Here is a 21,830-nt window from a genome sequence, read left to right on the forward strand (position 1 = left end):
TCTTTGATAGATACACCAGAAAAGGCTCAGAGCGTGAAATTAGTGGCTTAATGACTCAATTCAGAGCATTGCATCAAGAATTAACAAACCGTGCAGTATTCACCACTAGTGCAGCACTAAAGTTGTTGAGCCAAAATCTTCAAATAAAAGCCTAATGACTCAACACCTCAATCTCACGACTTGAATTCTATACCGCTGAACATTTCATATGCTTGCTCATCATCATTTTTATTTCTTGGGATAATTACAGCAATGCTTTCATCATCTTTTTCAAAGAAATACGTGATAAATTTTTCGTCTTGATTTCGCTTTAACTCACAACCTCGCAGCGATGTAAAATCATTATCACTAGCAAAAGACAACGCATAGAAAAGGCTTTTAAATGTTGCGTCTTCAACAATGCTTTTATTTTCATCACAAATGTTAATTTGAATGCGCGTATCAATAGCCTTATCAAGACCCACAAAATCAATCATAAAATTATCAGCATCACCAATATTCACTGAATAAAGATTAGCTTTTTTACACATTTCCACAATGACGTTATTCTTAATTCTGCCAATACTAACCACTCGATTCGCAACGTCAAATTTAAAACGGTCAATGTCATTTCTGACATTCAACCATTTCAGACCAAGCGCATCACCCTGATTAGACATGTACGCTTCATAATCACTTGGCAGGGCTTTCAGATAATGTCTTTGATACTTTATTCTAAGATTAATGCCTTCAAAGCTAAAAACACTTTCAATATTTTCATTTTCATCTAAGTAAGACTCAACCTTACCTTCGCCAAGTGAGCTTTGTTGCAAATCACCAAGAGCATAAATAAACACAAGCGCTTCTTGCTTTGCAGTTACATAAAACTCTATGCATTTCATTTTGCTCATCAAAGCAAATGCAAATCCATTTTCTTTTTCAGCTTTGCAAAAAGAACAATCACCAAAATCTTCATAAATTTCGCCATTTGGCTTCTCTAAAACTACTTCGATTTTGTTGCTGACTTCCATCAACTGAAAAATATCACCCATATCGAACGGAACTGGCAGTTTCATTTTTGTCAATCCTTTAACTGATTCTTTAAGAGATTTATCAAGGCTTTTTGTCTTTCTTCTAATGAGACAAGTGTGTGCTGTTAACTAGAATGAGAGCGTGAGAGACGGAAAAAAATTGGGGTTCAAAATCAAAATCAAAAACCAATTAATTTTCTTATTCAGCCTTTTCTTTTACAGATGGATATTTTGAAGATGAAAATCTAACAACGAGAATCGAAACAGAAAGCAAAAGCACACCACCACAAACGTACAAAATGCCCATATCTGGCGCATTGTGATGTGAAACATCGCTAATCAAAAGCCTAATCAAAGCCGTAACGCCGATGTACAAAAGGAAGCGTAAAGGCATGTGATTTGTACGAAAATAAATGCCCGCCATAGCCAGCAATTCAAGAAATATGAAAAGCAGTAAAATATCATCAACGGAAATTTTAGGCTGTTGCAGCATGTCTATAAAGGTCGAAATCCCCGCATAAACCGTTACCACTCCGATTCCAAAAAGCGCAAGGTAATGAAACGTTTCTACGAACAGATTGCCGATTGAATCGGCACCACCATGAAGCTTTTTCCGCAGCGTTTCAGCCCATTTCACTTGTTCAGTCATTACCTACCACCATCAAAAAATTGAGCGATTCAAGCCAACCGCACGTTACGTCAAAAATAGATTACGCGCACCATGCCCCAGCATTCTCGGGACGTGCAAGGGTTTCGTCGCCCTGAAATGTATTGTTAGTAACGTAGACCTTCGTCTTGAAATAAATCCCGACCATCGCGCCCAGCTCGAGGTAGATAAACAGCAACAGGATGTCATCAATCGTGATGTTGCCCTTCTCCACCATCTGCAAAAATTCCATCACCGCCGCCCAGGCAGTGACCGCGCCAATGGCAAACAGCGCCAGGTAATGGAAGGTTTCGACGAACAGATTGCCCATCGATTCGGCCAGTTCATGAACCTGGCGACGTAGCTTCTCAGCTTTGTTAACTCTCACGATGCAGCTCCTTGAATCGACTCGAACGGATCATCCGCGATGCACATGACGCTTTTTACATGCAGAAAAAAGGCCACTCACTGCTGTTGAGATGGTGACCGCCGCCCATAAGGCACCTCTGGCTCGATTGGGCATGCCAATTACAGCTACATTGAAAAAGCCGCTATTCAAATGCTGGCGATTGGCTTATTCTTTTCGCTGTATATAAATACAGTAATCGCTAGATAATTTACGTGAAGGCATATGAGGTGGTAAATGGCCGTCGAAGTGGTATACCGCAGCAGCCGAGATCTGGAGCGTTTGTTCATGGATAAAGCCGAAGCTGACCGTCATGACAAAATGCTGGAACTGGCAGAGTTGCTGGCCGAAGTGCTGCAAAAAGCAGTGCCGTCCCTGAACGAGCAACAAGTCGAAGAAGCCGGTATCTACATGGCGAAAAATCGCGATGTGTTTGCCAAGGCCTTCAAGAGCCAGCCGGACGCCCTGTCCGAGTTGCTGGTCGACAGCGAGTAAGACGGCCGCGTACTCGCTTGACTCTCCCCTACGGGGCAGACCCTACCCTCAAAGGCCCCCTTTCAGGTTGGCGTCATGATGAGCAAGCGAGTACTGGTCATTCTCGGTCACCCCGGCACCCACAGTTTCTGTAGCGCACTGGCAGACAGCTATACAGCTGCAGCCAAAGATGCCAGCCATGATGTACGCGTCATGCGCCTGGGCGATCTGCGCTTCGACCCGGTGCTGCGCGAAGGCTACCAGCAGGTCCAGGCGCTGGAGCCTGATCTGCTGCAGGCTCAGGCCAATATCCTTTGGGCCGAACACCTGGTGCTGGTCTACCCGATCTGGTGGGGCGGGATCCCTGCATTGCTCAAGGGTTTTTTCGACCGCATCCTGCTGCCCGGCTTTGCCTTTCAATACCGTGAGGGCAGCGCTTTCCCTGCAAAATTGTTGAAAGGCCGCAGCGCACACCTGCTGGTGACGATGGACACCCCGCCGTGGTACTACCAATGGGTATACCGCATGCCGGGGCTGCATCAGGTTCGCAAAACCACACTGGCGTTTTGTGGCATAAAACCCACAGCTACCCTGACATTTGGCCCGATCCTGAACGCCACGCCCGGGCAAAGAGACGCCTGGCTTCAGGCGGCACACCAGCTCGCCACGCGCTGAGCCAGCGGGCGGCGATTAAAAGGACTTTTCATGTATATCGGCAAAGCCGCCCAGTTGTCGGGCACCACCGTCAAAAGCATTCGCCACTACGAACACATCGGTCTGCTACCTGCGCCGCAACGCCGTGGCGCCTATCGCGTCTACAGCGAGCAAAGCGTTGAACTGCTGATGTTTATCAAGTGCGCGCAGCAGTTGGGCTTCAAGCTCAAGGAAATGCAGGCCATTCTTGATCAGCATCGCGGCCAAACGCTGCCGTGGCAGGTCGTGAGCAACGCCATCGCCCGGAAAAAACACGCCGTAATGACTCAGATAGAAGCGTTGCAGAAGGTGCATGCGGGGCTGGTCGAGTTTGAAGCTCGCTTTGCCATAGGAGGCCCGGAGCTGGACTTGGCCTGTGTTCAGTCCTTGGGATACAACAATTGATGTGCCAGCTCGTCAGAAACCCGTGCCGGTGAGCGTTTTTCAGCCTGGGCATGGGCATAAATGCCGGTTAAACGCTGGCTGATCTGCAACAACTGCTGGTTGATGGCCTCGGGGGCTGCATTTTCATGGGTCAGGGCCATATAGATCAGCCCGCCGGAATTGATGACGTAATCGGGCGCATACAAAATGCCTCGCCGCTCGAGCTGATCGGCCACTTGCAGATTGGTCAGCTGGTTATTCGCACATCCGGCCACCGCCGAGCAGCGCAGTTGCGCCACGCTGTGCCAGTTCAACACCCCGCCCAGACCGCACGGCGCAAGGATATCGCAGGGGGTGCTGAGCAAGGCTTCGCAGGCAATCGGGTGCGCGCCCAGTTGTTCCATAGCCAGGCGCACTTTGCCGGGGTCGGTATCGCACACCAGCAGTTCGGCGCCCGCAGCATGCAGTTGTTCGGCCAGCGCGTAACCCACTTTGCCCAGGCCCTGCACCGCCACCCGCAAACCTTCGAGGTTGTCACTGCCCAGGCGCGACGACGCCGTGCTGCGGATTCCGGCAAACACCCCCATCGCCGTATGGGGCGAAGGGTCGCCGGCAGCAGTGGTGCTGGTCACATGCCGGGTGTGCTGCGCTATGCAGTCCATGTCTGCCGTTGATGTGCCGCTGTCGATTGCCGTGATATAGCGCCCGTCCAGTTGCTCCACACAGCGACCAAAGGCTTCGAACAGCGCCGCGCGACTATCGACGTGGGCCGCACGCACCACCACGGCCTGCCCCCCGCCCACGGCCAGCCCGGCCAGCGCCGCCTTGTAGCTCATGTCCTGCGCCAGGCGGATGGCATCACCCACCGCACTTTCGTCATTGGGGTAAGCCAGATAGCGACAGCCCCCCAATGCCGGCCCCAGGCGAGTGTTATGGATGGCAATCACGGCTTTCAGGCCTGTCACGGGGTCTACACTGAGGTGCAGCGACTCAAGCTGAGCGCTTTGCATGAGAGCAAACATCATCAGGCCCTCGAACGATTATGGGTATTCGCCAGTATAGGCGGCGCCAGAAAATTCGTTGAAGTGCGCAGGCATAAGCCTGTGCGCTTTTCAGGATTTCGGACATATCCGCAAGGGAGCACATCCTGTGGGAGCGGGCTTGTTGTGGGAGCGGGCTTGCCCGCGATGGGATCGCCGTGGTCTGACAGATAGACCGCGTCGTTCCCATCGCGAGCAAGCCCGCTCCCACACACAGAGTGGGGTCAGGCCGGGGTGTCGGGCTGACTGGCCGGGTGCGCCGTGATAAACGCCGGATGTTGTTCTGCCAGCGCCGCCACCCGGGCAATGCGCGGGTACGCCGCCAGGGGCACGTTAAACCGCTGCGCCGCATATAACTGCGGGATCAAATACACATCCGCCAGCCCGGGCTGTGGCCCGAAGCAATAACCGCTGTCACCGATCAACTGTTCAATGGCGCCCAGCCCCTGGCTGATCCAGTGAACGATCCACTCCCCCACTTGCGCTTCATCGTGCCCCAATTGACGCAGCCGGTTAAGCACGCTGACGTTGTGCAACGGGTGAATATCACACGCCACCAGCGCCGCCACCGCCCGCTCCCGGGCACGGACGGTCAGGTCGGCAGACAGCAGCGCCACTTGCGGGTAACGCTCTTCGAGGTATTCGATGATCGCCGGTGACTGGGTCAGCACCTCCCCCTCGTCCGTGCGCAAGGCTGGCACGCGGCCTTGCGGGTTAATCGCCAGGTACGCCGGCTGACGGTGCTCACCGCCAGCCGGCGCGATCAGATTGACCGGTAGCGCCCGATAATCCAGCCCCTTGAGTGCCAGCGCAATACGCACCCGGTAGGACGAGGTTGAGCGGTAATAAGTAAAGAGTTCCATAGCCCGCTCCTTTAGCGCGCGGCAACAACCTTGCCCCGGCACTCGCCAAAACCGATGGAGGCATGACCTTCACGGGTGCAGCGGGCACGCAGGATGATTTCGTCACCATCTTCCAGGAACTTGCGCACTTCACCCGAAGCCAACTCGATCGGGTGTTTGCCGCCTTCGGTGATTTCCAGCAGGCTGCCCAGTTGCGAGCGGTCGGGGCCCGACAAGGTGCCCGAGCCAAACAGGTCACCGGACTGCAACTGGCAACCGTTGACGCTGTGATGAGCCACCAGTTGGGCCGCAGTCCAGTACATGTTCAGGCTGTTGCTCAAGCCCAGGCGGTGGGCTGGCAGGTTCTGTTCGCGCATCGCCTCGGTCAGCAGCAGCACTTCCAGTTCGATATCCAGCGCACCATTGGCCTGGTCCTTGGTATCGAGCAGGTAAGCCAATGGTTGCGGGTCACCTTCCGGGCGGGCCGGTTGCGCACGGCGGAACGGCTCCAGCGCTTCGGCGGTCACCACCCACGGCGAGATGCTGGTAATAAAGCTCTTGGACAGGAACGGGCCCAGCGGCTGGTATTCCCAGGCCTGGATATCCCGCGCCGACCAGTCGTTGAGCAGGCAGAAACCGGCAATATGCTCGCCGGCTTCGCTGACCGGGATCGCGTCGCCCATGTCATTGCCCTGGCCAATCCAGATCCCCAGTTCCAGCTCGTAGTCCAGCCGTGAACACGGGCCAAAAGTCGGCTCGGTCTGCCCGGCAGGCAGGGTTTGCCCTTTGGGGCGGCGGACTTCAACACCAGAGGGGCGAATGGTCGAGGCGCGACCGTGGTAGCCAATCGGCACATATTTATAGTTGGGCAGCAGCGGATTGTCGGGGCGGAACAGCTTGCCGACGTTTTTGGCGTGCTCGATGCCGACATAAAAATCGGTGTAGTCGCCGATTTTGGCCGGCAGATGCAATTGGCAATCTGCCGCCAGTGGCAGCAGCCGCGTGCCCAGGGCTTCGATTTTGCCGCGCAGGGTGCTGCCCTCGCTCAACAGTTCGAGCAAGCGCTCGCGCAGGGCGACCCGGGCACTGCGGCCCAGGGCGAAAAAGGCATTCAATGCGCCGCCCAGGGAGGCTTCAACCGCCACCTTGGCCGGGCCTTCAAACAGGCCCGCCGCCAGCCCGGCCTCCAGATCGAAAATCGCATCGCCAATGGCAACCCCGCTGCGCGGTGCCGACCCGCCAATGCTGAAAATGCCCAGCGGCAAGTTCTGCAACGGGAAGTCGCGGTGGCCGTTGGCAGAGCTGATCCAGCTTCGGGCAAGAGTGGTCTGGGTCATGGGTTATCTCCGATTCGGGGTGAAGGTCACGGGCAGCGTGGCCCAGCAAGCGTCGTAGTTCGATTGCAATTGCGGGCATTCAAGGGCAAACCGGCTTGGGCGCAACACCTGGCTGGTCTCGAACATAAAGGCCATAGTGTTGTCGATCTTGCTCGGTTGCAGCTCGGCCGCAATCGCCTTGGTGCAGGTTTCGCCGTCCGGGCCGTGGGCGCTCATGCAGCTGTGCAGCGACGCACCGCCGGGCAGGAAGCCTTCGGCCTTGGCGTCGTAGCTGCCCTGGATCAGGCCCATGAATTCGTTCATCAGGTTGCGGTGGAACCACGGCGGCCGGAAGGTGTTTTCAGCCACCATCCAGCGCGGCGGAAAGATCACGAAGTCGAGGTTGGCCAGGCCCGGCACGCTGGTAGGCGAAGTCAGGACAGTAAAGATCGACGGGTCGGGATGGTCGAAGCTGACCGTGCCGATGGTGTTGAAGCGGCGCAGGTCATATTTGTACGGCACGTTGTTGCCATGCCACGCCACCACGTTGAGCGGCGAATGGTCCAGCTCGCAGCCCCACAGCTCACCGAGGAATTTTTGCACCAGGGGCGTGCCCTGGCGTGTGTCTTCGTAATGGGCAACCGGGGTCAGGAAATCCCGGGGGTTGGCCAGGCCATTGCTGCCAATCGGCCCCAGATCGGGCAGGCGCAGCGGCGCGCCGTGGTTCTCGGCAACATAGCCGCGAGCCTGGGCATCGAGCAGCTCAACGCGAAACTTGAGGCCACGGGGGATCACCGCGATTTCCAGTGGCTCCAGGTCCAGGCGCCCCAGCTCGGTACAAATACGCAAGCGGCCCAGTTCGGGCACCAGCAGCAACTCGCCATCAGCATTGAAAAACACCCGCTGCATCGAGGTATTGGCGCGGTAATGGTAGATGCTGATGCCCGAAGGTTTTTCCGCCCCGCTATTGGCCGCCATGCCCACCAGGCCGTCGATAAAATCTGTGGCTTGATCTGGAATCGGCAACGGGTTCCAGCGCAAGCGATTGGGGGTCACCGGCCCCAGCGGGCCACCCGCCAATTGCCGCTCGAGCTTGACGAACGCCGGGTGGTTGGCTGAAGGCTGGATGCGGTACATCCAGGTACGCCGCGCCTCGCTGCGCACCATCGTGAACGCCGTACCGGAGAACAATTCGGCGTACAGACCGTAGGGGGCTTTTTGCGGGGAGTTCTGACCCACCGGCAGGGCGCCGGGCAATGCTTCGCTGCTGAATTCGTTGCCAAACCCGGACTGATAGCCAAGACCTGACGAGGGCGAATCGACGTTCATGGAGCCTCCAGCATGGAGAAGGCAGCGGACTGCGCCCGGCGCTGGAAGCGTTTGCGCGTCGCTGCGTTATTTTTATCGTAATTCGATTACGCATAACGTAATTTGATTGGTATTCAGCGTCAAGCTATAAAGACGCCCATTCGTCCCGAGATATAAGCACTTCCATGGAAAAGCCCCGCAGCAGCACCGACAGCACCGGCAAGCAGAAAGTGCGTTCGGCCGAGGTCGGCACGGACATCCTCAAGGCCTTGGCCGAGCTGTCCCCCTCGACATCGCTGTCACGCCTGGCCGAACACGTACAAATGCCCGCGAGCAAGGTGCATCGCTATCTGCAGGCACTGATCGCCAGCGGTTTCGCCGAGCAGAATGTCGCCACCAACCATTACGGTTTGGGCCGCGAGGCATTGCGCGTAGGGCTGGCCGCGCTCAACAGCATGGACGTACTGAAAGTCGCCAGCCTGCCTTTGGCCGAGCTGCGCGACGACTTGAATGAAACCTGCTTTTTGGCGGTGTGGGGTAATCAGGGGGCAACCGTGGTGCACATTGAGCCAGCCGTGCGGGCAGTCACCGTAGTGACCCAGCTGGGTTCGGTCTTGCCACTTCTCAGTTCATCGACCGGGCTGGTGTTCAACGCATTTTTGCCGGATCGCGAAACCGTCGACTTGCGCGAACTGGAGTTCAAGACCGATCAGGTACATCCGTTGCAAACACCTGAAGCCTACACGGCGCTTTGCAGCCAGATCCGCAAGCGCGGTTTGCATTTCGTACACGGCTTGCTGATGCCTGGTGTCGATGCCTTGTCGGCCCCGGTATTCAATGCAACCGGCCAGGTGGCGGCTGTACTGACCGTGGTTGGCCCAACGTCACTGTTTCACGCCGATGAAAACGGGCCAGCGGCCAAACGCTTGCTGGCCGCCAGCCAGGCCATCAGTTGGCGGATGGGGTATCAGCCGGGCTGATGGCTCACGGCATCACACCATCCACTTGTATTTGGCCTGATCGAGCAGCTCGCTCATCATCTGTTCGATGCGCTCGATGGGCAGGTGGTCGAGCCGATGGATATCCTGGAACGAGCCACCCTTGCTGAACACCCCGGTTTCCCAGTCGTTGTGTGCTTGCACAGTGCCCCACTCCAGCGTGTCCATCCCCAGGCCCAGCAGGTCCTGGCTGTAGATGACCGTCATGTCGACAATGTTGTTGACCGTGTTGAGATAAATGTTTTCGCAGTCCAGTGCCAGGTGCTGCAGTTGCTCATTGAGAAATTCGCGCACCCGCTCAACCACTTGCGGGCTGGGTTTGAGGGTGAATTTATCGGTCATGAATGCGTTGTTATCCTGAGTGTTCATGATGAACTCCTGTCCGTGCTCCCGACCTGTTCAGCGTCTTGCTGCAACAAAGGCTGCCGGGAGCAATCATGTGAAAACCCATTCAACACGATCCGTGCCAGGAGCCTGCGATACATAGTTATCGTGTATCCAGGTCCTTGAGCCACAAGCCTTTTTAGCCGCACAACTGTTGCCGAAGATGTAAAAGAGATTGTCCCAAAGCGGGCTTACTCCTCTGCCGACCAGCCCTTATTCTTGTCGAACGTTCCAGCACGGGCACACGCCCAACGCATCGAGTCGCATCGACTCTGCTCACCGATTTACCCTGACGTTGATTTGTAGCTCCTTGATGAACGTCTTCCTTGGCCGCTGTTTTACAGCGGCCTTTTTTATGCGCGTAAAAAACTGTGGGAGCGGGCTTGCCCGCGATGGCATCGACACGGTTCTCCAGCAAGACCGCGTTGGGTCAATCGCGAGCAAGCCCGCTCCCACGGGGTATGTGGCGTATTCAAGAACTAGAACACCATCGCCAGCAACGGCGCGGCGAACAGATTGAGGATGCCAGTGAGTACCATCACCAGCCCCGCCACCGAACCTTCTTCACTGCCCACTTCGCGGGCGCGGCTTACACCGGCACCGTGAGCGCCAATACCAAACAGCGCGCCCCGCGCCAGGCTGCTGCGCAGCGGCAACCACTTGAGCAAAATCCCGCCGAGCAACGCACCAAACACGCCGGTAAACATCACAAACACCGCTGTCAGTTCAGGCACGCCGCCCAGGTCCTGGGCCAGCGGCATGGCAAACGGGGTGGTAATGGAGCGCGGTACCAGCGACATGGTCAATGAGGTGTCCAGCGCCAACGCCCGGGCCAGCCAGAACGAACTGCCTATGGACGCCGCGCTGCCTGCCAGCATCCCCAGCAGCAACGCCACCCAGTGTCGCGCCAGCAGCTTGCGTTGCTGCCAGATCGGCACGGCAAAGGCCACGGTCACCGGTCCCAGTACCAGCATCAGCCAATGGGTATTGCTTGAATACTCGGCATAGGCGGTGTGCAACGGCACGGCCACGGCAAGCAGCAAGGCCGGTACCAGAATCAGCGGCGACAGCAGGTAACGCCCGGTGCGCCGGTACAGCCAGCGGCTGAAGCCGTAGGTCAACAGGGTGAACAGCAGCCAGAACATGGGCATCAGTTCAAACTTCATGACGCAGCCTCCAGCGGCACACCGCTTCTACGGTAAATGCCGTAACCACCATCACCAGCAGGGTGCTGACGCCAATCACCAGCAGAATGCGCCAGCCCTCGTCGCGCACGAGCACGCCGTAATCGAGCAGGCTCATCAGCGCCGGGATAAAAAACAGCAGCATTTCAGCCATCAACACACCGGCGCCCAATTGCAGGGTTGCAGGCTTGACCCAGCCCAGGGCAAACGCCAGCAGCAGCAGCGCCATGCCCACTACACCGCCGGGGATCGGCAGGTGCCACCAGGCTGCCAGCTGACAGCCCAAAAAGTACAAAGCCAACAACACGGCCAGCTCACTGACCAACCGACCCAGGCGTTTTACATCGAAGCGTTTCATGATTTATCCATTCCAGACAGGCCTTCAGTTTAAAGAGCCTGCTAACATCCCTAAAACGAATTGTCAGACTTGCAGCTATTCCAAACTGGAATCACACCAATGGAATTCAAACACCTGCGCACCTTTGTCGAAGTGGCCCGCCTGGGCGGCTTTACCCCCGCTGCCCACAGTTTGCACATCAGCCAGTCGGCCGTGAGCAAGCAGGTGGCGCAGCTCGAACACAGCCTCGGCACGCCGCTGTTCGACCGTACCGGTTCACAGGTGCGGCTAACAGCGGCAGGCAATGTAGTGCTGCAACGGGCCGAGGGCATGCTGCGCTTGCACCGGGAATTACTGAGCGAGCTGGACGATCTGAGCCATATGACCCGGGGGGAGCTGCGGCTAGGCCTGCCGTTGCTGGGCAGCAACACGCTGTTTGCCGGGTTGTTTGCCGAATACCGACGACGCTATCCGAATATTCAGGTGCAGTTGCTCGAAGAAGGCAGCTTGAATATCGAGCAGGCCGTGCTGAGCGGCGAGCTGGAATTGGGTGGCAGCCTGACGCCGAAAAATCCCGCGTTTGCTTATCAGCCGTTTTGTGACGAGCCGCTGGACGTTTTGCTCCCGGCCGATCATCCGCTGGCCGAGGGGCCGGGCGTGCGCCTTGAACAATTGGCTGATACGCCATTTTTGCTTTACCAGCGCAGCTTTGTGCTCAACGACCGGGTGCTCAAGGCCTGCCAGCAGGCTGGCTTTACCCCCAGGGAAGGCGGACGCAGCGGTCAGGCGGATTTTCTGGTGGCGCTGGTGGCCGCAGGCCAGGGCGTGGTGTTGCTGCCCAGCGTGGTGGCCCGCGGCCTGGTGCGCCCCGGGGTGGTACGCCTCAAACTGGCTGCACCGGATGACTTGCGCTGGGATATCGCGTTTATCTGGCGCGATGGCGCGTACCTGTCACGGGCAGCCCAAGCCTGGCTTGAGCTGCTGCGCGAACGCCCGGTTACGGCTTCAGTGCTTTGATCAAGTCCGCGATCCACGGCTCGGAGTCTTCCTCCGGGGTGACCGTGACGCTGGAATCCAGGCGCAGCATCGGCAGCACTTCGCGCACGCCCAGCTCGGCAAACAGCTCGCGCATTTGCTCGCCACCGCCACAGAAGGTGTCGCCGTAGCTTTCGTCACCCAAGGCGATTACCGCGCCGGGCAGCCCGCGCCAGGCGGCTGGCAACTGGTCACGAATGGCGCTGTACAGCGGCACCAGATTGTCCGGCAGCTCGCCCATGCCCGTGGTCGAGGTCACGGCCAGCAGCGCCTGGGGAGCAAACGCCTGGACATCGGCCAACGTGGCGCGGGTATTGAGCAAAACCTCAAAACCGGCATCGGTCAGCAGTTGTTTCGCATTGCGGGCGACTTCTTCAGCGGTGCCGTACACCGAGCCGGAAAGGATGGCGACTTTCATCAATCTGATCCTGTAACTGACTAAAAGCCCGGGATATTAACAGGTCTGGCAGCGATGCCTTACCATGCGCCAATCCGCATACCCCAAGGAGAGCAACCCCATGATCAACGCCCGCTTGCTACAACGCATGGTAGACGCGTCCCAGGACGGCATTGTGGTTGCCGAACAAGAGGGTGAAGACAATATCCTGATCTATGCCAACGCCGCCTTTGAAGCCCTCACCGGTTACAGCCGCGACGATATCCTGTACCAGGATTGCCGCTTCCTGCAGGCCGGCGACCGCGACCAGCAGGGCCTGCAGTTGATCCGCGAGGCGATTGCCAGCGGCCAGCCTACCCGCCAGGTGCTGCGCAACTACCGCAAGGACGGCACGCACTTCTGGAATGAGCTGTCGATCACGCCGGTATTCAATGAGAACGACAAGCTGACGTACTTTATTGGCGTGCAAAAAGACGTCACCCAGCAGGTCAAGGCCCAGCAGCGGGTCGCCCAGCTTGAAGCCCAACTGGCCGCCGTACAGGCCGAGCTGCAGGCGCTCAAGGCGACGAGCGGATTAAACAAAACGTAGAAATCGAGGTCTGATAGTCGCTATGACGATTTTTCGGACAATTTTTTGAGCCTCATCCATGTCTCACGATGCCCTTTTGACTCAGGACGAGCTGGATTTCATCCAAACGATGCACCAAAACCCGCTGCTGAATGTGCGGGATGCGTCGTCCAGCCTGATGGTCAACGGGATGTCGCAAATCCGCGATTTGCTGACACGCCTTGCCGCTCATGAACAGGTGACCATCCAGGCGCAATTCGCCAATCAGCAAATGAGCTTTCCGCTGCGCCTGGTTGAAGACGAATTCCATGCCCAGCATCTGCAACTGGGTGCCCCGAGCATCTTCGAAGACGGGCCCAAAGCGCGCCCCTGGCGCCTGACGCTGGCCGAGCCGGTGCCACTGGAAAACATCCGCGGTAAAGCCGGCCACTTGTGGATCACCGAACTGTCGTGCAAGGGGGTTCTGGTCGAAATGCGCCATGACAGCCAGCCGCCCCGCCAATTTGCCCAGTGGTTCCGCCCAGACGGATATGAGCGCATTGCCCTGCGCGGCACGCTGGAGCGCAAGACCGAGCCGGGCCTTTATGCCTACCGGCTAAGCGAGCGCGACACAAGTGAAGCCGAGCGGCTACGCCAGTACATCCTGCAACAACACCGCCTGACGCACCCCGGGCTGCACATCTGATATTGCTCAGCCGCCCAGGGTGGCCTTGAGATCAGCATCCAGGCGTTGATTGATCAAGCGCGCCTCGCTGCCCAGGCAAGCAATGGATGAACCGGCCAGCGCCTCTTGCGCCACATTCGCAGCCTCGCCGGCCAGCGACACCGAACAGTTCAAGGTTTGCGCCAGCCGCACCAGCCTGCGCTGTTGTGCCAGGCTCAGCGCGTGGCTGGCAAACAGCACAACGGCTTGCGGCTCAAGTTTCTGGCAAATCAGTGACAGCTCCTCCAGTGGCTGGCCGACAGCCAGCACCCGGACCAGCCGATCATGGCGGCTCAGCAGCAAGCCTGCGACCAGCAGCTCAAGCTCAAGGCACAGCTCGGGCATGCCCACCACAACCACACACTGCCCGGCCTGCGGGGCCTGCAACTGCAAACGATGTTGCACCCGCCCGCGCAGGAACCCGTCCAATAGCAACCATTCGCTGGTGCGACCAAACACGTCCCGGGTTCTGAACAGGTGTTGCCACAGCGGCAGGAAAATCCCCTGGAACACAACGTCAATCGGGTAACTGGAAAAGATCTGGCCGTACAGGCGCTCCAGCTCAGGCTCGTTGAACGCCGTCAGGGCTGTACCGATACGGGTTTGCCAGTCGCTGTATTCACTGGCAAGCGGTTGCGGGTCTTCGACAGGCTGAGTGCTGGCAAGCAATTGCGCGACCTTGCTGACTGAAACCCCACGCTCAAGCCAGTCCATGACCTGACGAATTGTTCCAATATCGCTCACGGAATACAGGCGATGCCCACTTTCGGTGCGTTTTGGTTCAATCAAACCATAGCGCCGCTCCCAGGCGCGCAGGGTGACCGGATTGATCCCCGTGAGCCTGGCCACTTCCCGGATCGGATACAGGCCCTGGCAATCATCAGCCTGGGCAATGGGCTCAAGTTCAGTCATTACAGGCATCGGGAGGGCAACAATCAGAAAGGGATAACTGGATTCTACCTGCCATTCGAGACCCTGTGGGAGCGGGCTTGCCCGCGATGCAGGCCGCGCTGTGTATCAGGTGAACCGCGGTGCTGCCATCGCGGGCAAGCCCGCTCCCAGAAACGGCGCTACGGGCATTCAGGAACAATCCTTGCTTGTTTTTACGAACACGGCCCACCACCCCGGCGCTGTGTTTTATGCCTGCCCTACCCGGGCAGCATCAGCCTCATGGAGATACACAATGTCTACCTCCCCTGTCACCTTGATGGTTGCACGCCGTGTCGCCAAAGGCCGCTATCAGGAACTGATCGCCTGGCTGCACGAAGGCGAACAACTGGCCACGGACTTTGCCGGCTACCTGGGCTCGGGCGTTCTGGCCCCGCCACCCGGCGACGACGAATTTCAAATCATCTTCCGCTTTGCCGACGAAGTCACCCTGCACGCCTGGGAGCATTCCGTGTCGCGCAAGGCCTGGTTGCTGCGCGGCAGTGACTTGTTCGCCCATCCTTCCGAGCACAGGGTCAGCGGCATCGACGGCTGGTTCGGCACAAGTGGCCAGCGGCCACCGCGCTGGAAACAAGCCGTTGCCATCTGGCTGGCCTTTTTCCCCGTCTCATTACTGTTCAACTTTGCCTGCGCGCCCTTGCTCGGCGAGTTGAGCCTGGTGCCGCGGGTGCTGGTCAGCACCCTGGCCCTGACGCCGCTGATGGTTTATCTGTTTATCCCGCTGTCAACGCACCTGCTGGCGGGCTGGCTGCACAGTTCGGCGGGCAAACCCCTGCGCAGCAGCATCGCACCACAACGGCACTGAAGCCGGGCTTGGGCGCAAGGTCGCGGACGCTGGTATAGTTTTACCCTTGCGCCGCGACTGTTTCCGGCTTTTTTGCACCGAGCCCGTCATGCCCACTTCATCTGCACCGATTCTGATCACTGGCGCAGGCCAGCGCGTTGGCCTGCATTGTGCGCAGCGCTTGCTGGCAGACGGCTATGCGGTGATCTTCACCTATCGCAGCGAAAAACCCGGTGTGCAGGCCCTGCTTGACCTGGGCGCGACGGCCTTGTTTGCCGACTTCTCGAACGAGGCCGGCATCCTCGATTTCATTCAGCGCCTCAAGGCCCACACCCACAGCCTGCGGGCAATTGTGCACAACGCCTCGGCCTGGCTGGCGGAAACCGCACAGCATGAAACCGACGCCTTTACCCGGATGTTCAGCGTCCACATGCTCGCGCCGTATCTGATCAACCTGCACTGCAGCGAGCTGCTTGAACACTCGAGCCCGGCGGACATCGTGCATATCAGCGATGATGTGACACGCAAGGGCAGCAGCAAGCACATTGCCTATTGCGCCACCAAAGCCGGGCTCGACAGCCTGACCCTGTCATTCGCGGCTAAACTGGCGCCACAGATCAAAGTCAACGGCATCGCCCCGGCCATGCTGATGTTCAACCCCGACGACGATGCGGCGTACCGCACCAAAGCGCTGGCCAAATCCGTGCTGGGCATCGAGCCCGGCGCCGAGGTGATCTACCAGAGCCTGCGCTACTTGCTGGACAACCCCCATGTGACCGGCACTACCCTGACCGTCAACGGCGGCCGGCATTTAAAATAAGCCGCCCCGCGAGGAAGTACCTAGATGAGCGCATCACTGCCTGAGCATTACCGCGAGATTCTTATTGGTTTAGGCGAAGACCCTGAGCGCGAAGGCCTGCAAGACACCCCCAAGCGTGCTGCCAAAGCCATGCAATACCTGTGTCATGGCTATGAACAGAGCCTGGACACCCTGGTCAACGGCGCCCTGTTTGCCTCTGACAGCGACGAAATGGTGATCGTGGCCAATATCGAGCTGTATTCACTGTGCGAACATCACCTGCTGCCCTTTATCGGCAAGGCCCATGTGGCCTATATCCCGACGGGCAAGGTACTGGGGCTGTCGAAGATCGCCCGCATCGTCGACATGTTCGCCCGGCGCCTGCAAATCCAGGAAAACCTCACCCGGGAAATCGCCGACGCCATCGAGAGCGTCACCCAGGCCGCCGGCGTGGCCGTGGTGATCGAAGCCCAGCATATGTGCATGATGATGCGCGGCGTGGAGAAACAGAATTCGACCATGAACACCTCGGTCATGCTCGGCGCATTTCGCGAACCGAGCACCCGCATGGAGTTCTTGCAACTGATTGGACGGAGCAAGCCGTAATGCCACAACTTCAGCCAGGAATGGCCCGTATTCGCGTCAAGGACCTGTGCCTGCGCACGTTTATCGGCATCAATGAGGACGAAATCCTCAACAAGCAGGATGTGCTGATCAACCTCACCATCCTCTATGCAGCGCAGGAAGCGGTGCGCGATAACGATATCGACCACGCGCTCAATTACCGCACCATCACCAAGGCCGTGATCCAGCACGTCGAAGAAAACCGCTTCGCCCTGCTGGAGCGCCTGACCCAGGAACTGCTCGACCTGGTAATGGCCAACGACGCGGTGCTGTATGCCGAAGTCGAAGTCGACAAGCCGCACGCGCTGCGCTTTGCCGAATCGGTATCGATCACGCTGGCGGCAAGCCGCCAGACTGCAACCTCATAACCTCCGGTGAACGCCATGACACCTCAAGAACAACTTGAACTCGAAGCTGCCGCCTTTCGCCGCCTGGTCGCGCACCTGGACAGCCGCAAAGACGTGCAAAATATTGACCTGATGAACCTCTCGGGTTTTTGCCGCAACTGCCTGTCCAAGTGGTACAAGGCCGCAGCGGACGAGCGCCAGATCGACATCAGCCTCGATGACGCCCGCGAAGTGGTGTACGGCATGCCGTATGCCGAGTGGAAAGCCCAATACCAGAAAGAAGCCAGCGCCGAGCAGACTGCGGCGTTCGCCCAAGGAAAAAAGCATGACTGACTTGAACACCCTGCGCGCCAGCCTCAACAGCGGCGAGCACGTTTTTGCCGATACCCTGGCGTTTATTGCCGCGCATTATGACTACCAGCCCCAGGCGTTCAGCAACGGCCCTGTGGAAAACGCTGCCGGGCAGAACGAAGGCTCGTGCAAGACCCTGGGCCTGGCCCTGCTCGAAGGCTTGAGCGACCAGCAAGCCCTGCTGGCATTCGGCGAACACTACCGCTCGGTACTGGCCACGCCTGAAGGCAGCGACCACGGCAACATTCGCGCACTGATGGCCCACGGCCTGGCCGGGGTCAAGTTCGAAGCCCAGCCGCTGACCCGCAAGGCGTAATACTGCGACTCATTGTGGGAGCGGGCTTGCTCGCGATACAGGCGCCGCTTTTATTCAGGTACACCGCTGCGATCCCATCGCGGGCAAGCCCGCTCCCACAGGGCAGACACAAAAAAACCGGCCAAGGCCGGTTTTTTTGTTGGGGCGGGCTATCAGAACTGGGCGTTCTGCAGGCCGTCCAGGTAGCGCTCGGTGTCCAGCGCTGCCATGCAACCGGCGCCAGCCGAGGTGATGGCCTGACGATAAACGTGGTCCGCCACGTCGCCCGCAGCAAACACACCTTCAACGCTGGTCGCAGTGGCATTGCCTTCACGGCCGCCCTGTACAACCATGTAGCCGTCTTTAAGCTCCAGCTGGCCTTCGAACAACGAGGTGTTCGGCGTGTGGCCGATGGCGATGAATACACCGTCGACTTTCAGCTCGTCGAAGCTGCCGTCGTTGTTTTTCAGGCGCGCACCGGTCACGCCCATGTTGTCACCCAGCACTTCGTCCAGGGTCGCGTTCAGCTTGAGTTCGATCTTGCCTTCGGCTACACGGGCGTGCAGCTTGTCGATCAGGATCTTCTCAGCGCGGAAGGTTTCACGACGGTGAACCAGGGTCACTTTACTGGCGATGTTGGCCAGGTACAGCGCCTCTTCAACCGCGGTGTTACCACCACCCACTACGGCAACAGGCTTGTTGCGGTAGAAGAAACCGTCACAGGTCGCGCAGGCAGACACGCCTTTGCCCATGAATGCTTCTTCCGACGGCAGGCCCAGGTAACGGGCGCTGGCGCCGGTCGCGATGATCAGGGCGTCGCAGGTGAACGTACCGCTGTCACCCTTGAGGGTGAACGGACGGTTTTTCAGATCCACTTCATTGATGTGGTCGAAAATGATTTCCGTCTCGAAACGCTCGGCATGCTCACGCATGCGCTCCATCAAGGCCGGGCCGGTCAGGCCGTGAACATCACCGGGCCAGTTGTCGACTTCGGTGGTGGTGGTCAGTTGACCGCCAGCCTGCATGCCCGTGATCAGCAGTGGTTTGAGGTTGGCGCGGGCCGCATAAACAGCGGCGCTGTAACCGGCAGGGCCGGAACCCAGAATAATCACACGCGAATGACGTACTTCAGACATGACTCACTCCTATGACCGCCCGCATTGAAACCGGGTCGGAACGCCGCTTTACCGGCTGGAATAAAAAAGAAACCGTAAACCTGCCCAGGCTATGCCTGCAACGCGCAGATCCTGAAAAATATGGGTGAAGCATATAGAGGCCGCAGAGAGTAAGGAAATACGCATTAACAATCCAGCTCATAGCAGGTCTCTATGTAGTCGAAGTCGATTTTAGACGGCTTTGTTACAGTTATTGTCGATACTGCGACAAGGCTTTCGTCCTGCGGACAAAGCCGTTAAGGTCGCCCGGTTTTCCTTTGCTCGGAGTGCTCTATGCCCGCCCCTGTTCTCTCTGGCCCGCAGTACCTGCGTGAAGGCCTGAAGCTGGTCTTAAGCCCTGGCTTGCGCCTGTTTGTGCTGCTGCCGTTGCTGATCAATCTGGTGCTGTTCGTCGGATTGATTTATTTCGCCGGGCATCAGTTCAGCCTGTGGGTCGATACGCTTATGCCGACCCTGCCCAACTGGCTGAGCTTCCTCAACTACGTGCTGTGGCCGCTGTTCGTGGTGCTGGTGGCGTTGATGGTGTTTTTCACCTTCACCATGCTGGCCAATATCATCGCCGCGCCCTTTAACGGTTTTCTCTCGGAAAAGGTCGAGGCCGTGGCACGCGGGGTCGATACCTCCCCACCCTTCAGCTGGGGGGAACTGGCGGCGATGGTGCCGCGCACCCTGGCCCGGGAAATGCGCAAGCTTGGCTACTTTCTGCCAAGGGCTATTGCGCTGCTGATTCTCTCGTTTATCCCGGTGCTCAACCTGATCGCGGCACCGCTGTGGCTGCTGTTCGGGATCTGGATGATGGCCATCCAGTACATCGACTACCCGGCCGACAACCACAAGCTGGGCTGGAACGAGATGCTCGCCTGGCTGCGCGAGAAGCGCTGGCAGAGCATGAGCTTTGGCGGCATCGTTTACCTGGTACTGCTGATCCCGGTGGTCAATATCCTGATGATGCCCGCCGCCGTTGCCGGTGCAACCCTGTTCTGGGTGCGCGAACGCGGCGATGAAGCGCTGGCCGCTGCCAATCGCAGCCGCTGACTTCATAAATCCATCATCACCGTGACACATTGACGTCATGACCCCACCCCACACTGGGGTCATGACCACAGCCCTTCATATCGCACTTGTTACCGAAACCTTCGCCCCTGAAATCAACGGAGTGGCCAATACCCTTGGCCAACTGTGCGATGGCTTGCGCGCCCGCAACCACCGCGTGCAACTGATACGCCCACGCCAGAGCGCCGATGGCAACCAGCGCAGCAGCGACGAGCTGATGCTCTGCCGCGGCTGGCCGCTGCCCGGCTACCCTGGCCTGCAATGGGGCCTGACCTCCACCCATCGGCTGACCAGGCGCTGGCGCCAGCAACCCCCGGATGTGGTGTATATCGCCACAGAGGGCCCGCTGGGCTTGTGTGCATTACGGGTAGCCCGGCGCCTGGGCATCACCGCAGTCACCGGCTTTCATACCAATTTCCAGCAGTACTTGCGCCAGCATGGCCTGACCCTGTTTACCCGTGCACTGACCCACTACCTGCGCGGCTTTCACAACCGTTCGGCGCTGACCCTGGTGCCCAGCACCAGTCAGCGTGTAGAGCTTGAGCGCAGGCATTTCCAACGCCTGGAGCTGCTCCCGCGCGGCGTCGACAGCCAATTGTTCAGCCCCGCCAAGCGCCAGCAGGCATTGCGCCAGAGTTGGGGCCTCAGGGAACAGGATATTGCCCTGCTGTATGTCGGCCGGCTGGCACCGGAAAAGAATCTGGATGCACTCAAGCGTTGTTTCGATGAACTGCAAGCGCGATATCCTGCGCGCCGCTTCAAGCTGATCGTGGTGGGCGACGGTTCAAAGCGGGCCTCGCTGGAAGCCGCGTTGCCGGAAGCGATTTTTTGCGGGGAGCAATCGGGCGAAGCCCTGGCGTGCCATTACGCATCCGGTGACGTGTTTTTGTTTCCCAGCCTGAGCGAAACCTTCGGCAATGTGGTACTCGAAGCCCAGGCTTCGGGCCTGGGGGTGGTGGCTTATGACGAGGCCGCGGCCGGTTTGCATATTCGGCATGGTTACAACGGGGTACTGGCCATGCCGGGGGATGAATACGCCTGGATTGAAGCCGCCTGCTGGCTGCTGGAGGCTCCCGAGACCTTGCGCACCTTGCGCCTCAACGCCCGCCGCCATGCCAGCCGGCAAAGCTGGGCGGGCATTATCGAACAGTTCGAAAGCCTGTTGCAGCGAGCTTGCCTGGGCCACGCATGCGCAGCCCCGGTTGCGGTCCAGGTCGCAGCAAAGAAGCCTTAAGCCAGGGACTTCTCGATGGCCTGAATCACCGTGGCATCGTCTGGCGCGGTGCGCGGTGAAAAGCGCGCCAAAACCCGGCCATCCTTGCCCACCAGAAACTTCTCGAAGTTCCAGGTGATGTCCCCTTCAAATTCGGCGCCCTCGCCTGCCAGCAACCGGTAGAGTTGATGACGATCAGGGCCGTTGACCTCAAGCTTGCTGCTCAGAGGAAAAGTGACGCCATAATTGAGGCTGCAAAACTCCTGAATGTCCTGCTCGCTGCCCGGCTCTTGCCCGGCAAACTGATTGCATGGCACGCCCAGAACACTGAAACCCTTGCCCTTGAACTGCTGGTACAGGTTTTCCAGTGCCGCGTATTGAGGGGTCAAACCGCACTTGGAGGCAACGTTCACTACCAGTACCACTTTGCCTTTAAAGGTCTCCAGCGGCAGCGGCTTGCCATCCAGCGCGTCCAGGGTAAGTTCGTGAAATGCACTCATGACGGACTCCAAAAAT

At 58.3% G+C, this 21,830-nt stretch carries 28 protein-coding genes and 1 pseudogene; 15 read left to right on the top strand and 14 right to left on the bottom strand.

Translation table 11 applies throughout. The features are described 5' to 3' along the window. Nucleotides 1–173 precede the first annotated feature (173 nt). The 3 genes and pseudogenes from BFC21_RS13635 to BFC21_RS13645 form a co-directional block, all read right to left on the bottom strand. Complete coding sequence (locus tag BFC21_RS13635; RefSeq protein WP_095035872.1) at nt 174–1,055, bottom strand: hypothetical protein; 882 nt, start codon at nt 1,053–1,055, stop codon at nt 174–176. Nucleotides 1,056–1,209: 154 nt separating this feature from the next. Continuing rightward, nucleotides 1,210–1,659: a phosphate-starvation-inducible protein PsiE gene (locus BFC21_RS13640; RefSeq protein WP_095035871.1), complete on the bottom strand. Its 450-nt coding sequence runs from the start codon at nt 1,657–1,659 to the stop codon at nt 1,210–1,212. A 142-nt stretch (nt 1,660–1,801) separates the two neighbouring features. Beyond that, nucleotides 1,802–2,044, bottom strand: a pseudogene (locus tag BFC21_RS13645) (phosphate-starvation-inducible PsiE family protein); the annotation flags it as partial. 255 nt (nt 2,045–2,299) lie between these two features. On the opposite strand from BFC21_RS13645, the gene BFC21_RS13650 reads away from it, so the two are divergent. The 3 genes from BFC21_RS13650 to BFC21_RS13660 all read left to right on the top strand — a co-directional run bounded on the left by BFC21_RS13650 (nt 2,300) and on the right by BFC21_RS13660 (nt 3,634). Continuing rightward, the gene (locus BFC21_RS13650) at nt 2,300–2,557 is read left to right on the top strand and encodes a YebG family protein (protein WP_016781842.1); all 258 of its coding nucleotides are present in this window, start codon (nt 2,300–2,302) and stop codon (nt 2,555–2,557) included. Nucleotides 2,558–2,635: 78 nt separating this feature from the next. Continuing rightward, nucleotides 2,636–3,211 carry an NAD(P)H-dependent oxidoreductase gene (locus tag BFC21_RS13655; protein ID WP_120266721.1) on the top strand — a complete coding sequence of 192 codons (576 nt, stop codon included), beginning with the start codon at nt 2,636–2,638 and terminating at the stop codon, nt 3,209–3,211. A 30-nt stretch (nt 3,212–3,241) separates the two neighbouring features. Next, the gene (locus BFC21_RS13660; protein ID WP_120266265.1) at nt 3,242–3,634 is read left to right on the top strand and encodes a MerR family transcriptional regulator; all 393 of its coding nucleotides are present in this window, start codon (nt 3,242–3,244) and stop codon (nt 3,632–3,634) included. Here the strand turns inward: BFC21_RS13660 and BFC21_RS13665 are convergent. The 4 genes from BFC21_RS13665 to hmgA all read right to left on the bottom strand — a co-directional run bounded on the left by BFC21_RS13665 (nt 3,610) and on the right by hmgA (nt 8,140). Next, nucleotides 3,610–4,635, bottom strand: coding sequence for a Glu/Leu/Phe/Val dehydrogenase dimerization domain-containing protein (locus BFC21_RS13665; RefSeq protein ID WP_088379524.1), 1,026 nt, complete (start codon nt 4,633–4,635; stop codon nt 3,610–3,612). The genes BFC21_RS13660 and BFC21_RS13665 overlap by 25 nt on opposite strands. A gap of 242 nt (nt 4,636–4,877) precedes the next feature. Further along, nucleotides 4,878–5,516, bottom strand: a complete 639-nt coding sequence (maiA, locus tag BFC21_RS13670) for a maleylacetoacetate isomerase (protein WP_088378100.1) — start codon at nt 5,514–5,516, stop codon at nt 4,878–4,880. Nucleotides 5,517–5,527: 11 nt separating this feature from the next. Beyond that, a complete protein-coding gene (fahA, locus tag BFC21_RS13675; RefSeq protein WP_088378101.1) occupies nt 5,528–6,832 on the bottom strand; it encodes a fumarylacetoacetase in 1,305 nt (434 codons plus the stop codon). A gap of 3 nt (nt 6,833–6,835) precedes the next feature. Continuing rightward, nucleotides 6,836–8,140 carry a homogentisate 1,2-dioxygenase gene (gene hmgA / locus BFC21_RS13680; protein WP_088378102.1) on the bottom strand — a complete coding sequence of 435 codons (1,305 nt, stop codon included), beginning with the start codon at nt 8,138–8,140 and terminating at the stop codon, nt 6,836–6,838. 164 nt (nt 8,141–8,304) lie between these two features. On the opposite strand from hmgA, the gene BFC21_RS13685 reads away from it, so the two are divergent. After that, on the top strand, nt 8,305–9,099 hold the full coding sequence (locus BFC21_RS13685; RefSeq protein ID WP_088378103.1) for an IclR family transcriptional regulator: 795 nt from the start codon (nt 8,305–8,307) through the stop codon (nt 9,097–9,099). 12 nt (nt 9,100–9,111) lie between these two features. On the opposite strand, the gene BFC21_RS13690 is transcribed toward BFC21_RS13685, so the two are convergent. The 3 genes from BFC21_RS13690 to BFC21_RS13700 form a co-directional block, all read right to left on the bottom strand. Beyond that, nucleotides 9,112–9,486, bottom strand: coding sequence for a hypothetical protein (locus BFC21_RS13690; protein ID WP_016781834.1), 375 nt, complete (start codon nt 9,484–9,486; stop codon nt 9,112–9,114). A gap of 494 nt (nt 9,487–9,980) precedes the next feature. After that, complete coding sequence (locus BFC21_RS13695; RefSeq protein ID WP_016781833.1) at nt 9,981–10,667, bottom strand: LrgB family protein; 687 nt, start codon at nt 10,665–10,667, stop codon at nt 9,981–9,983. After that, entirely contained in the window at nt 10,657–11,043 is a 387-nt protein-coding gene (locus BFC21_RS13700) for a CidA/LrgA family protein (RefSeq protein WP_016781832.1), read from the bottom strand. The genes BFC21_RS13695 and BFC21_RS13700 overlap by 11 nt, the downstream gene beginning before the upstream one ends. A gap of 99 nt (nt 11,044–11,142) precedes the next feature. On the opposite strand from BFC21_RS13700, the gene BFC21_RS13705 reads away from it, so the two are divergent. Beyond that, a complete protein-coding gene (locus BFC21_RS13705; RefSeq protein WP_016781831.1) occupies nt 11,143–12,039 on the top strand; it encodes a LysR family transcriptional regulator in 897 nt (298 codons plus the stop codon). On the opposite strand, the gene BFC21_RS13710 is transcribed toward BFC21_RS13705, so the two are convergent. After that, nucleotides 12,020–12,475, bottom strand: a complete 456-nt coding sequence (locus BFC21_RS13710) for a flavodoxin (protein ID WP_016781830.1) — start codon at nt 12,473–12,475, stop codon at nt 12,020–12,022. The genes BFC21_RS13705 and BFC21_RS13710 overlap by 20 nt on opposite strands. A 100-nt stretch (nt 12,476–12,575) precedes the next feature. Between BFC21_RS13710 and BFC21_RS13715 the strand changes: the two genes are divergently transcribed. Both BFC21_RS13715 and BFC21_RS13720 read left to right on the top strand, forming a co-directional pair. Continuing rightward, nucleotides 12,576–13,043 (top strand): PAS domain-containing protein, encoded by a 468-nt coding sequence (locus tag BFC21_RS13715; RefSeq protein ID WP_016781829.1) that lies wholly within the window; start codon nt 12,576–12,578, stop codon nt 13,041–13,043. A 58-nt stretch (nt 13,044–13,101) separates the two neighbouring features. Beyond that, nucleotides 13,102–13,707 carry a hypothetical protein gene (locus BFC21_RS13720; RefSeq protein ID WP_086798648.1) on the top strand — a complete coding sequence of 202 codons (606 nt, stop codon included), beginning with the start codon at nt 13,102–13,104 and terminating at the stop codon, nt 13,705–13,707. A 6-nt stretch (nt 13,708–13,713) separates the two neighbouring features. Here the strand turns inward: BFC21_RS13720 and BFC21_RS13725 are convergent, their stop codons facing one another. After that, the gene (locus BFC21_RS13725) at nt 13,714–14,646 is read right to left on the bottom strand and encodes a MerR family transcriptional regulator (protein WP_095004696.1); all 933 of its coding nucleotides are present in this window, start codon (nt 14,644–14,646) and stop codon (nt 13,714–13,716) included. Nucleotides 14,647–14,908: 262 nt separating this feature from the next. On the opposite strand from BFC21_RS13725, the gene BFC21_RS13730 reads away from it, so the two are divergent. From BFC21_RS13730 to BFC21_RS13755, 6 genes are all read left to right on the top strand, one after another. Continuing rightward, nucleotides 14,909–15,478 (top strand): antibiotic biosynthesis monooxygenase, encoded by a 570-nt coding sequence (locus BFC21_RS13730; RefSeq protein ID WP_088378105.1) that lies wholly within the window; start codon nt 14,909–14,911, stop codon nt 15,476–15,478. Nucleotides 15,479–15,566: 88 nt separating this feature from the next. Further along, the gene (folM, locus tag BFC21_RS13735; RefSeq protein WP_095004698.1) at nt 15,567–16,277 is read left to right on the top strand and encodes a dihydromonapterin reductase; all 711 of its coding nucleotides are present in this window, start codon (nt 15,567–15,569) and stop codon (nt 16,275–16,277) included. Nucleotides 16,278–16,301: 24 nt separating this feature from the next. Then, complete coding sequence (folE, locus tag BFC21_RS13740) at nt 16,302–16,862, top strand: GTP cyclohydrolase I FolE (protein ID WP_016781824.1); 561 nt, start codon at nt 16,302–16,304, stop codon at nt 16,860–16,862. Beyond that, entirely contained in the window at nt 16,862–17,248 is a 387-nt protein-coding gene (folX, locus tag BFC21_RS13745) for a dihydroneopterin triphosphate 2'-epimerase (RefSeq protein ID WP_029611535.1), read from the top strand. Before folE ends, folX begins: the two co-directional genes overlap by 1 nt. A 15-nt stretch (nt 17,249–17,263) precedes the next feature. After that, a complete protein-coding gene (locus BFC21_RS13750; protein ID WP_016781822.1) occupies nt 17,264–17,560 on the top strand; it encodes a DUF1244 domain-containing protein in 297 nt (98 codons plus the stop codon). Next, nucleotides 17,553–17,894, top strand: coding sequence for a HopJ type III effector protein (locus BFC21_RS13755; protein WP_095004699.1), 342 nt, complete (start codon nt 17,553–17,555; stop codon nt 17,892–17,894). The genes BFC21_RS13750 and BFC21_RS13755 overlap by 8 nt, the downstream gene beginning before the upstream one ends. Nucleotides 17,895–18,046: 152 nt before the next feature. Here the strand turns inward: BFC21_RS13755 and trxB are convergent, their stop codons facing one another. Beyond that, nucleotides 18,047–19,009, bottom strand: coding sequence for a thioredoxin-disulfide reductase (gene trxB, locus BFC21_RS13760; protein ID WP_016781820.1), 963 nt, complete (start codon nt 19,007–19,009; stop codon nt 18,047–18,049). A gap of 312 nt (nt 19,010–19,321) precedes the next feature. Between trxB and cysZ the strand changes: the two genes are divergently transcribed. Both cysZ and BFC21_RS13775 read left to right on the top strand, forming a co-directional pair. Beyond that, nucleotides 19,322–20,083 carry a sulfate transporter CysZ gene (cysZ, locus tag BFC21_RS13770; RefSeq protein WP_088378108.1) on the top strand — a complete coding sequence of 254 codons (762 nt, stop codon included), beginning with the start codon at nt 19,322–19,324 and terminating at the stop codon, nt 20,081–20,083. 61 nt (nt 20,084–20,144) lie between these two features. After that, complete coding sequence (locus BFC21_RS13775) at nt 20,145–21,335, top strand: glycosyltransferase family 1 protein (protein ID WP_088378109.1); 1,191 nt, start codon at nt 20,145–20,147, stop codon at nt 21,333–21,335. Here the strand turns inward: BFC21_RS13775 and BFC21_RS13780 are convergent. After that, complete coding sequence (locus BFC21_RS13780; protein WP_016781817.1) at nt 21,332–21,814, bottom strand: glutathione peroxidase; 483 nt, start codon at nt 21,812–21,814, stop codon at nt 21,332–21,334. The genes BFC21_RS13775 and BFC21_RS13780 overlap by 4 nt on opposite strands. Between the last annotated feature and the right edge of the window lie 16 nt (nt 21,815–21,830).

Origin of the sequence: Pseudomonas sp. TMW 2.1634, assembly GCF_001703595.1 — a bacterium.
GTDB classification, from domain to species: domain Bacteria; phylum Pseudomonadota; class Gammaproteobacteria; order Pseudomonadales; family Pseudomonadaceae; genus Aquipseudomonas; species Aquipseudomonas fragi.

Bases quoted from the DNA above. Each gene is read 5' to 3' on its own strand.
- BFC21_RS13720 (WP_086798648.1), top strand. From the start codon at position 13,102: ATGTCTCACGATGCCCTTTTGACTCAGGACGAGCTGGATTTCATCCAA.
- BFC21_RS13700 (WP_016781832.1), bottom strand. From the start codon at position 11,043: ATGAAACGCTTCGATGTAAAACGCCTGGGTCGGTTGGTCAGTGAGCTG.
- BFC21_RS13755 (WP_095004699.1), top strand. From the start codon at position 17,553: ATGACTGACTTGAACACCCTGCGCGCCAGCCTCAACAGCGGCGAGCAC.
- BFC21_RS13730 (WP_088378105.1), top strand. From the start codon at position 14,909: ATGTCTACCTCCCCTGTCACCTTGATGGTTGCACGCCGTGTCGCCAAA.
- BFC21_RS13695 (WP_016781833.1), bottom strand. From the start codon at position 10,667: ATGAAGTTTGAACTGATGCCCATGTTCTGGCTGCTGTTCACCCTGTTG.
- BFC21_RS13750 (WP_016781822.1), top strand. From the start codon at position 17,264: ATGACACCTCAAGAACAACTTGAACTCGAAGCTGCCGCCTTTCGCCGC.
- BFC21_RS13710 (WP_016781830.1), bottom strand. From the start codon at position 12,475: ATGAAAGTCGCCATCCTTTCCGGCTCGGTGTACGGCACCGCTGAAGAA.
- maiA (WP_088378100.1), bottom strand. From the start codon at position 5,516: ATGGAACTCTTTACTTATTACCGCTCAACCTCGTCCTACCGGGTGCGT.
- BFC21_RS13690 (WP_016781834.1), bottom strand. From the start codon at position 9,486: ATGAACACTCAGGATAACAACGCATTCATGACCGATAAATTCACCCTC.
- BFC21_RS13640 (WP_095035871.1), bottom strand. From the start codon at position 1,659: ATGACTGAACAAGTGAAATGGGCTGAAACGCTGCGGAAAAAGCTTCAT.
- BFC21_RS13715 (WP_016781829.1), top strand. From the start codon at position 12,576: ATGATCAACGCCCGCTTGCTACAACGCATGGTAGACGCGTCCCAGGAC.
- BFC21_RS13725 (WP_095004696.1), bottom strand. From the start codon at position 14,646: ATGCCTGTAATGACTGAACTTGAGCCCATTGCCCAGGCTGATGATTGC.
- BFC21_RS13685 (WP_088378103.1), top strand. From the start codon at position 8,305: ATGGAAAAGCCCCGCAGCAGCACCGACAGCACCGGCAAGCAGAAAGTG.
- hmgA (WP_088378102.1), bottom strand. From the start codon at position 8,140: ATGAACGTCGATTCGCCCTCGTCAGGTCTTGGCTATCAGTCCGGGTTT.
- folE (WP_016781824.1), top strand. From the start codon at position 16,302: ATGAGCGCATCACTGCCTGAGCATTACCGCGAGATTCTTATTGGTTTA.
- BFC21_RS13705 (WP_016781831.1), top strand. From the start codon at position 11,143: ATGGAATTCAAACACCTGCGCACCTTTGTCGAAGTGGCCCGCCTGGGC.
- BFC21_RS13650 (WP_016781842.1), top strand. From the start codon at position 2,300: ATGGCCGTCGAAGTGGTATACCGCAGCAGCCGAGATCTGGAGCGTTTG.
- BFC21_RS13665 (WP_088379524.1), bottom strand. From the start codon at position 4,635: ATGTTTGCTCTCATGCAAAGCGCTCAGCTTGAGTCGCTGCACCTCAGT.
- BFC21_RS13780 (WP_016781817.1), bottom strand. From the start codon at position 21,814: ATGAGTGCATTTCACGAACTTACCCTGGACGCGCTGGATGGCAAGCCG.
- fahA (WP_088378101.1), bottom strand. From the start codon at position 6,832: ATGACCCAGACCACTCTTGCCCGAAGCTGGATCAGCTCTGCCAACGGC.
- folX (WP_029611535.1), top strand. From the start codon at position 16,862: ATGCCACAACTTCAGCCAGGAATGGCCCGTATTCGCGTCAAGGACCTG.
- trxB (WP_016781820.1), bottom strand. From the start codon at position 19,009: ATGTCTGAAGTACGTCATTCGCGTGTGATTATTCTGGGTTCCGGCCCT.
- folM (WP_095004698.1), top strand. From the start codon at position 15,567: ATGCCCACTTCATCTGCACCGATTCTGATCACTGGCGCAGGCCAGCGC.
- BFC21_RS13635 (WP_095035872.1), bottom strand. From the start codon at position 1,055: ATGAAACTGCCAGTTCCGTTCGATATGGGTGATATTTTTCAGTTGATG.
- cysZ (WP_088378108.1), top strand. From the start codon at position 19,322: ATGCCCGCCCCTGTTCTCTCTGGCCCGCAGTACCTGCGTGAAGGCCTG.
- BFC21_RS13655 (WP_120266721.1), top strand. From the start codon at position 2,636: ATGAGCAAGCGAGTACTGGTCATTCTCGGTCACCCCGGCACCCACAGT.
- BFC21_RS13775 (WP_088378109.1), top strand. From the start codon at position 20,145: ATGACCACAGCCCTTCATATCGCACTTGTTACCGAAACCTTCGCCCCT.
- BFC21_RS13660 (WP_120266265.1), top strand. From the start codon at position 3,242: ATGTATATCGGCAAAGCCGCCCAGTTGTCGGGCACCACCGTCAAAAGC.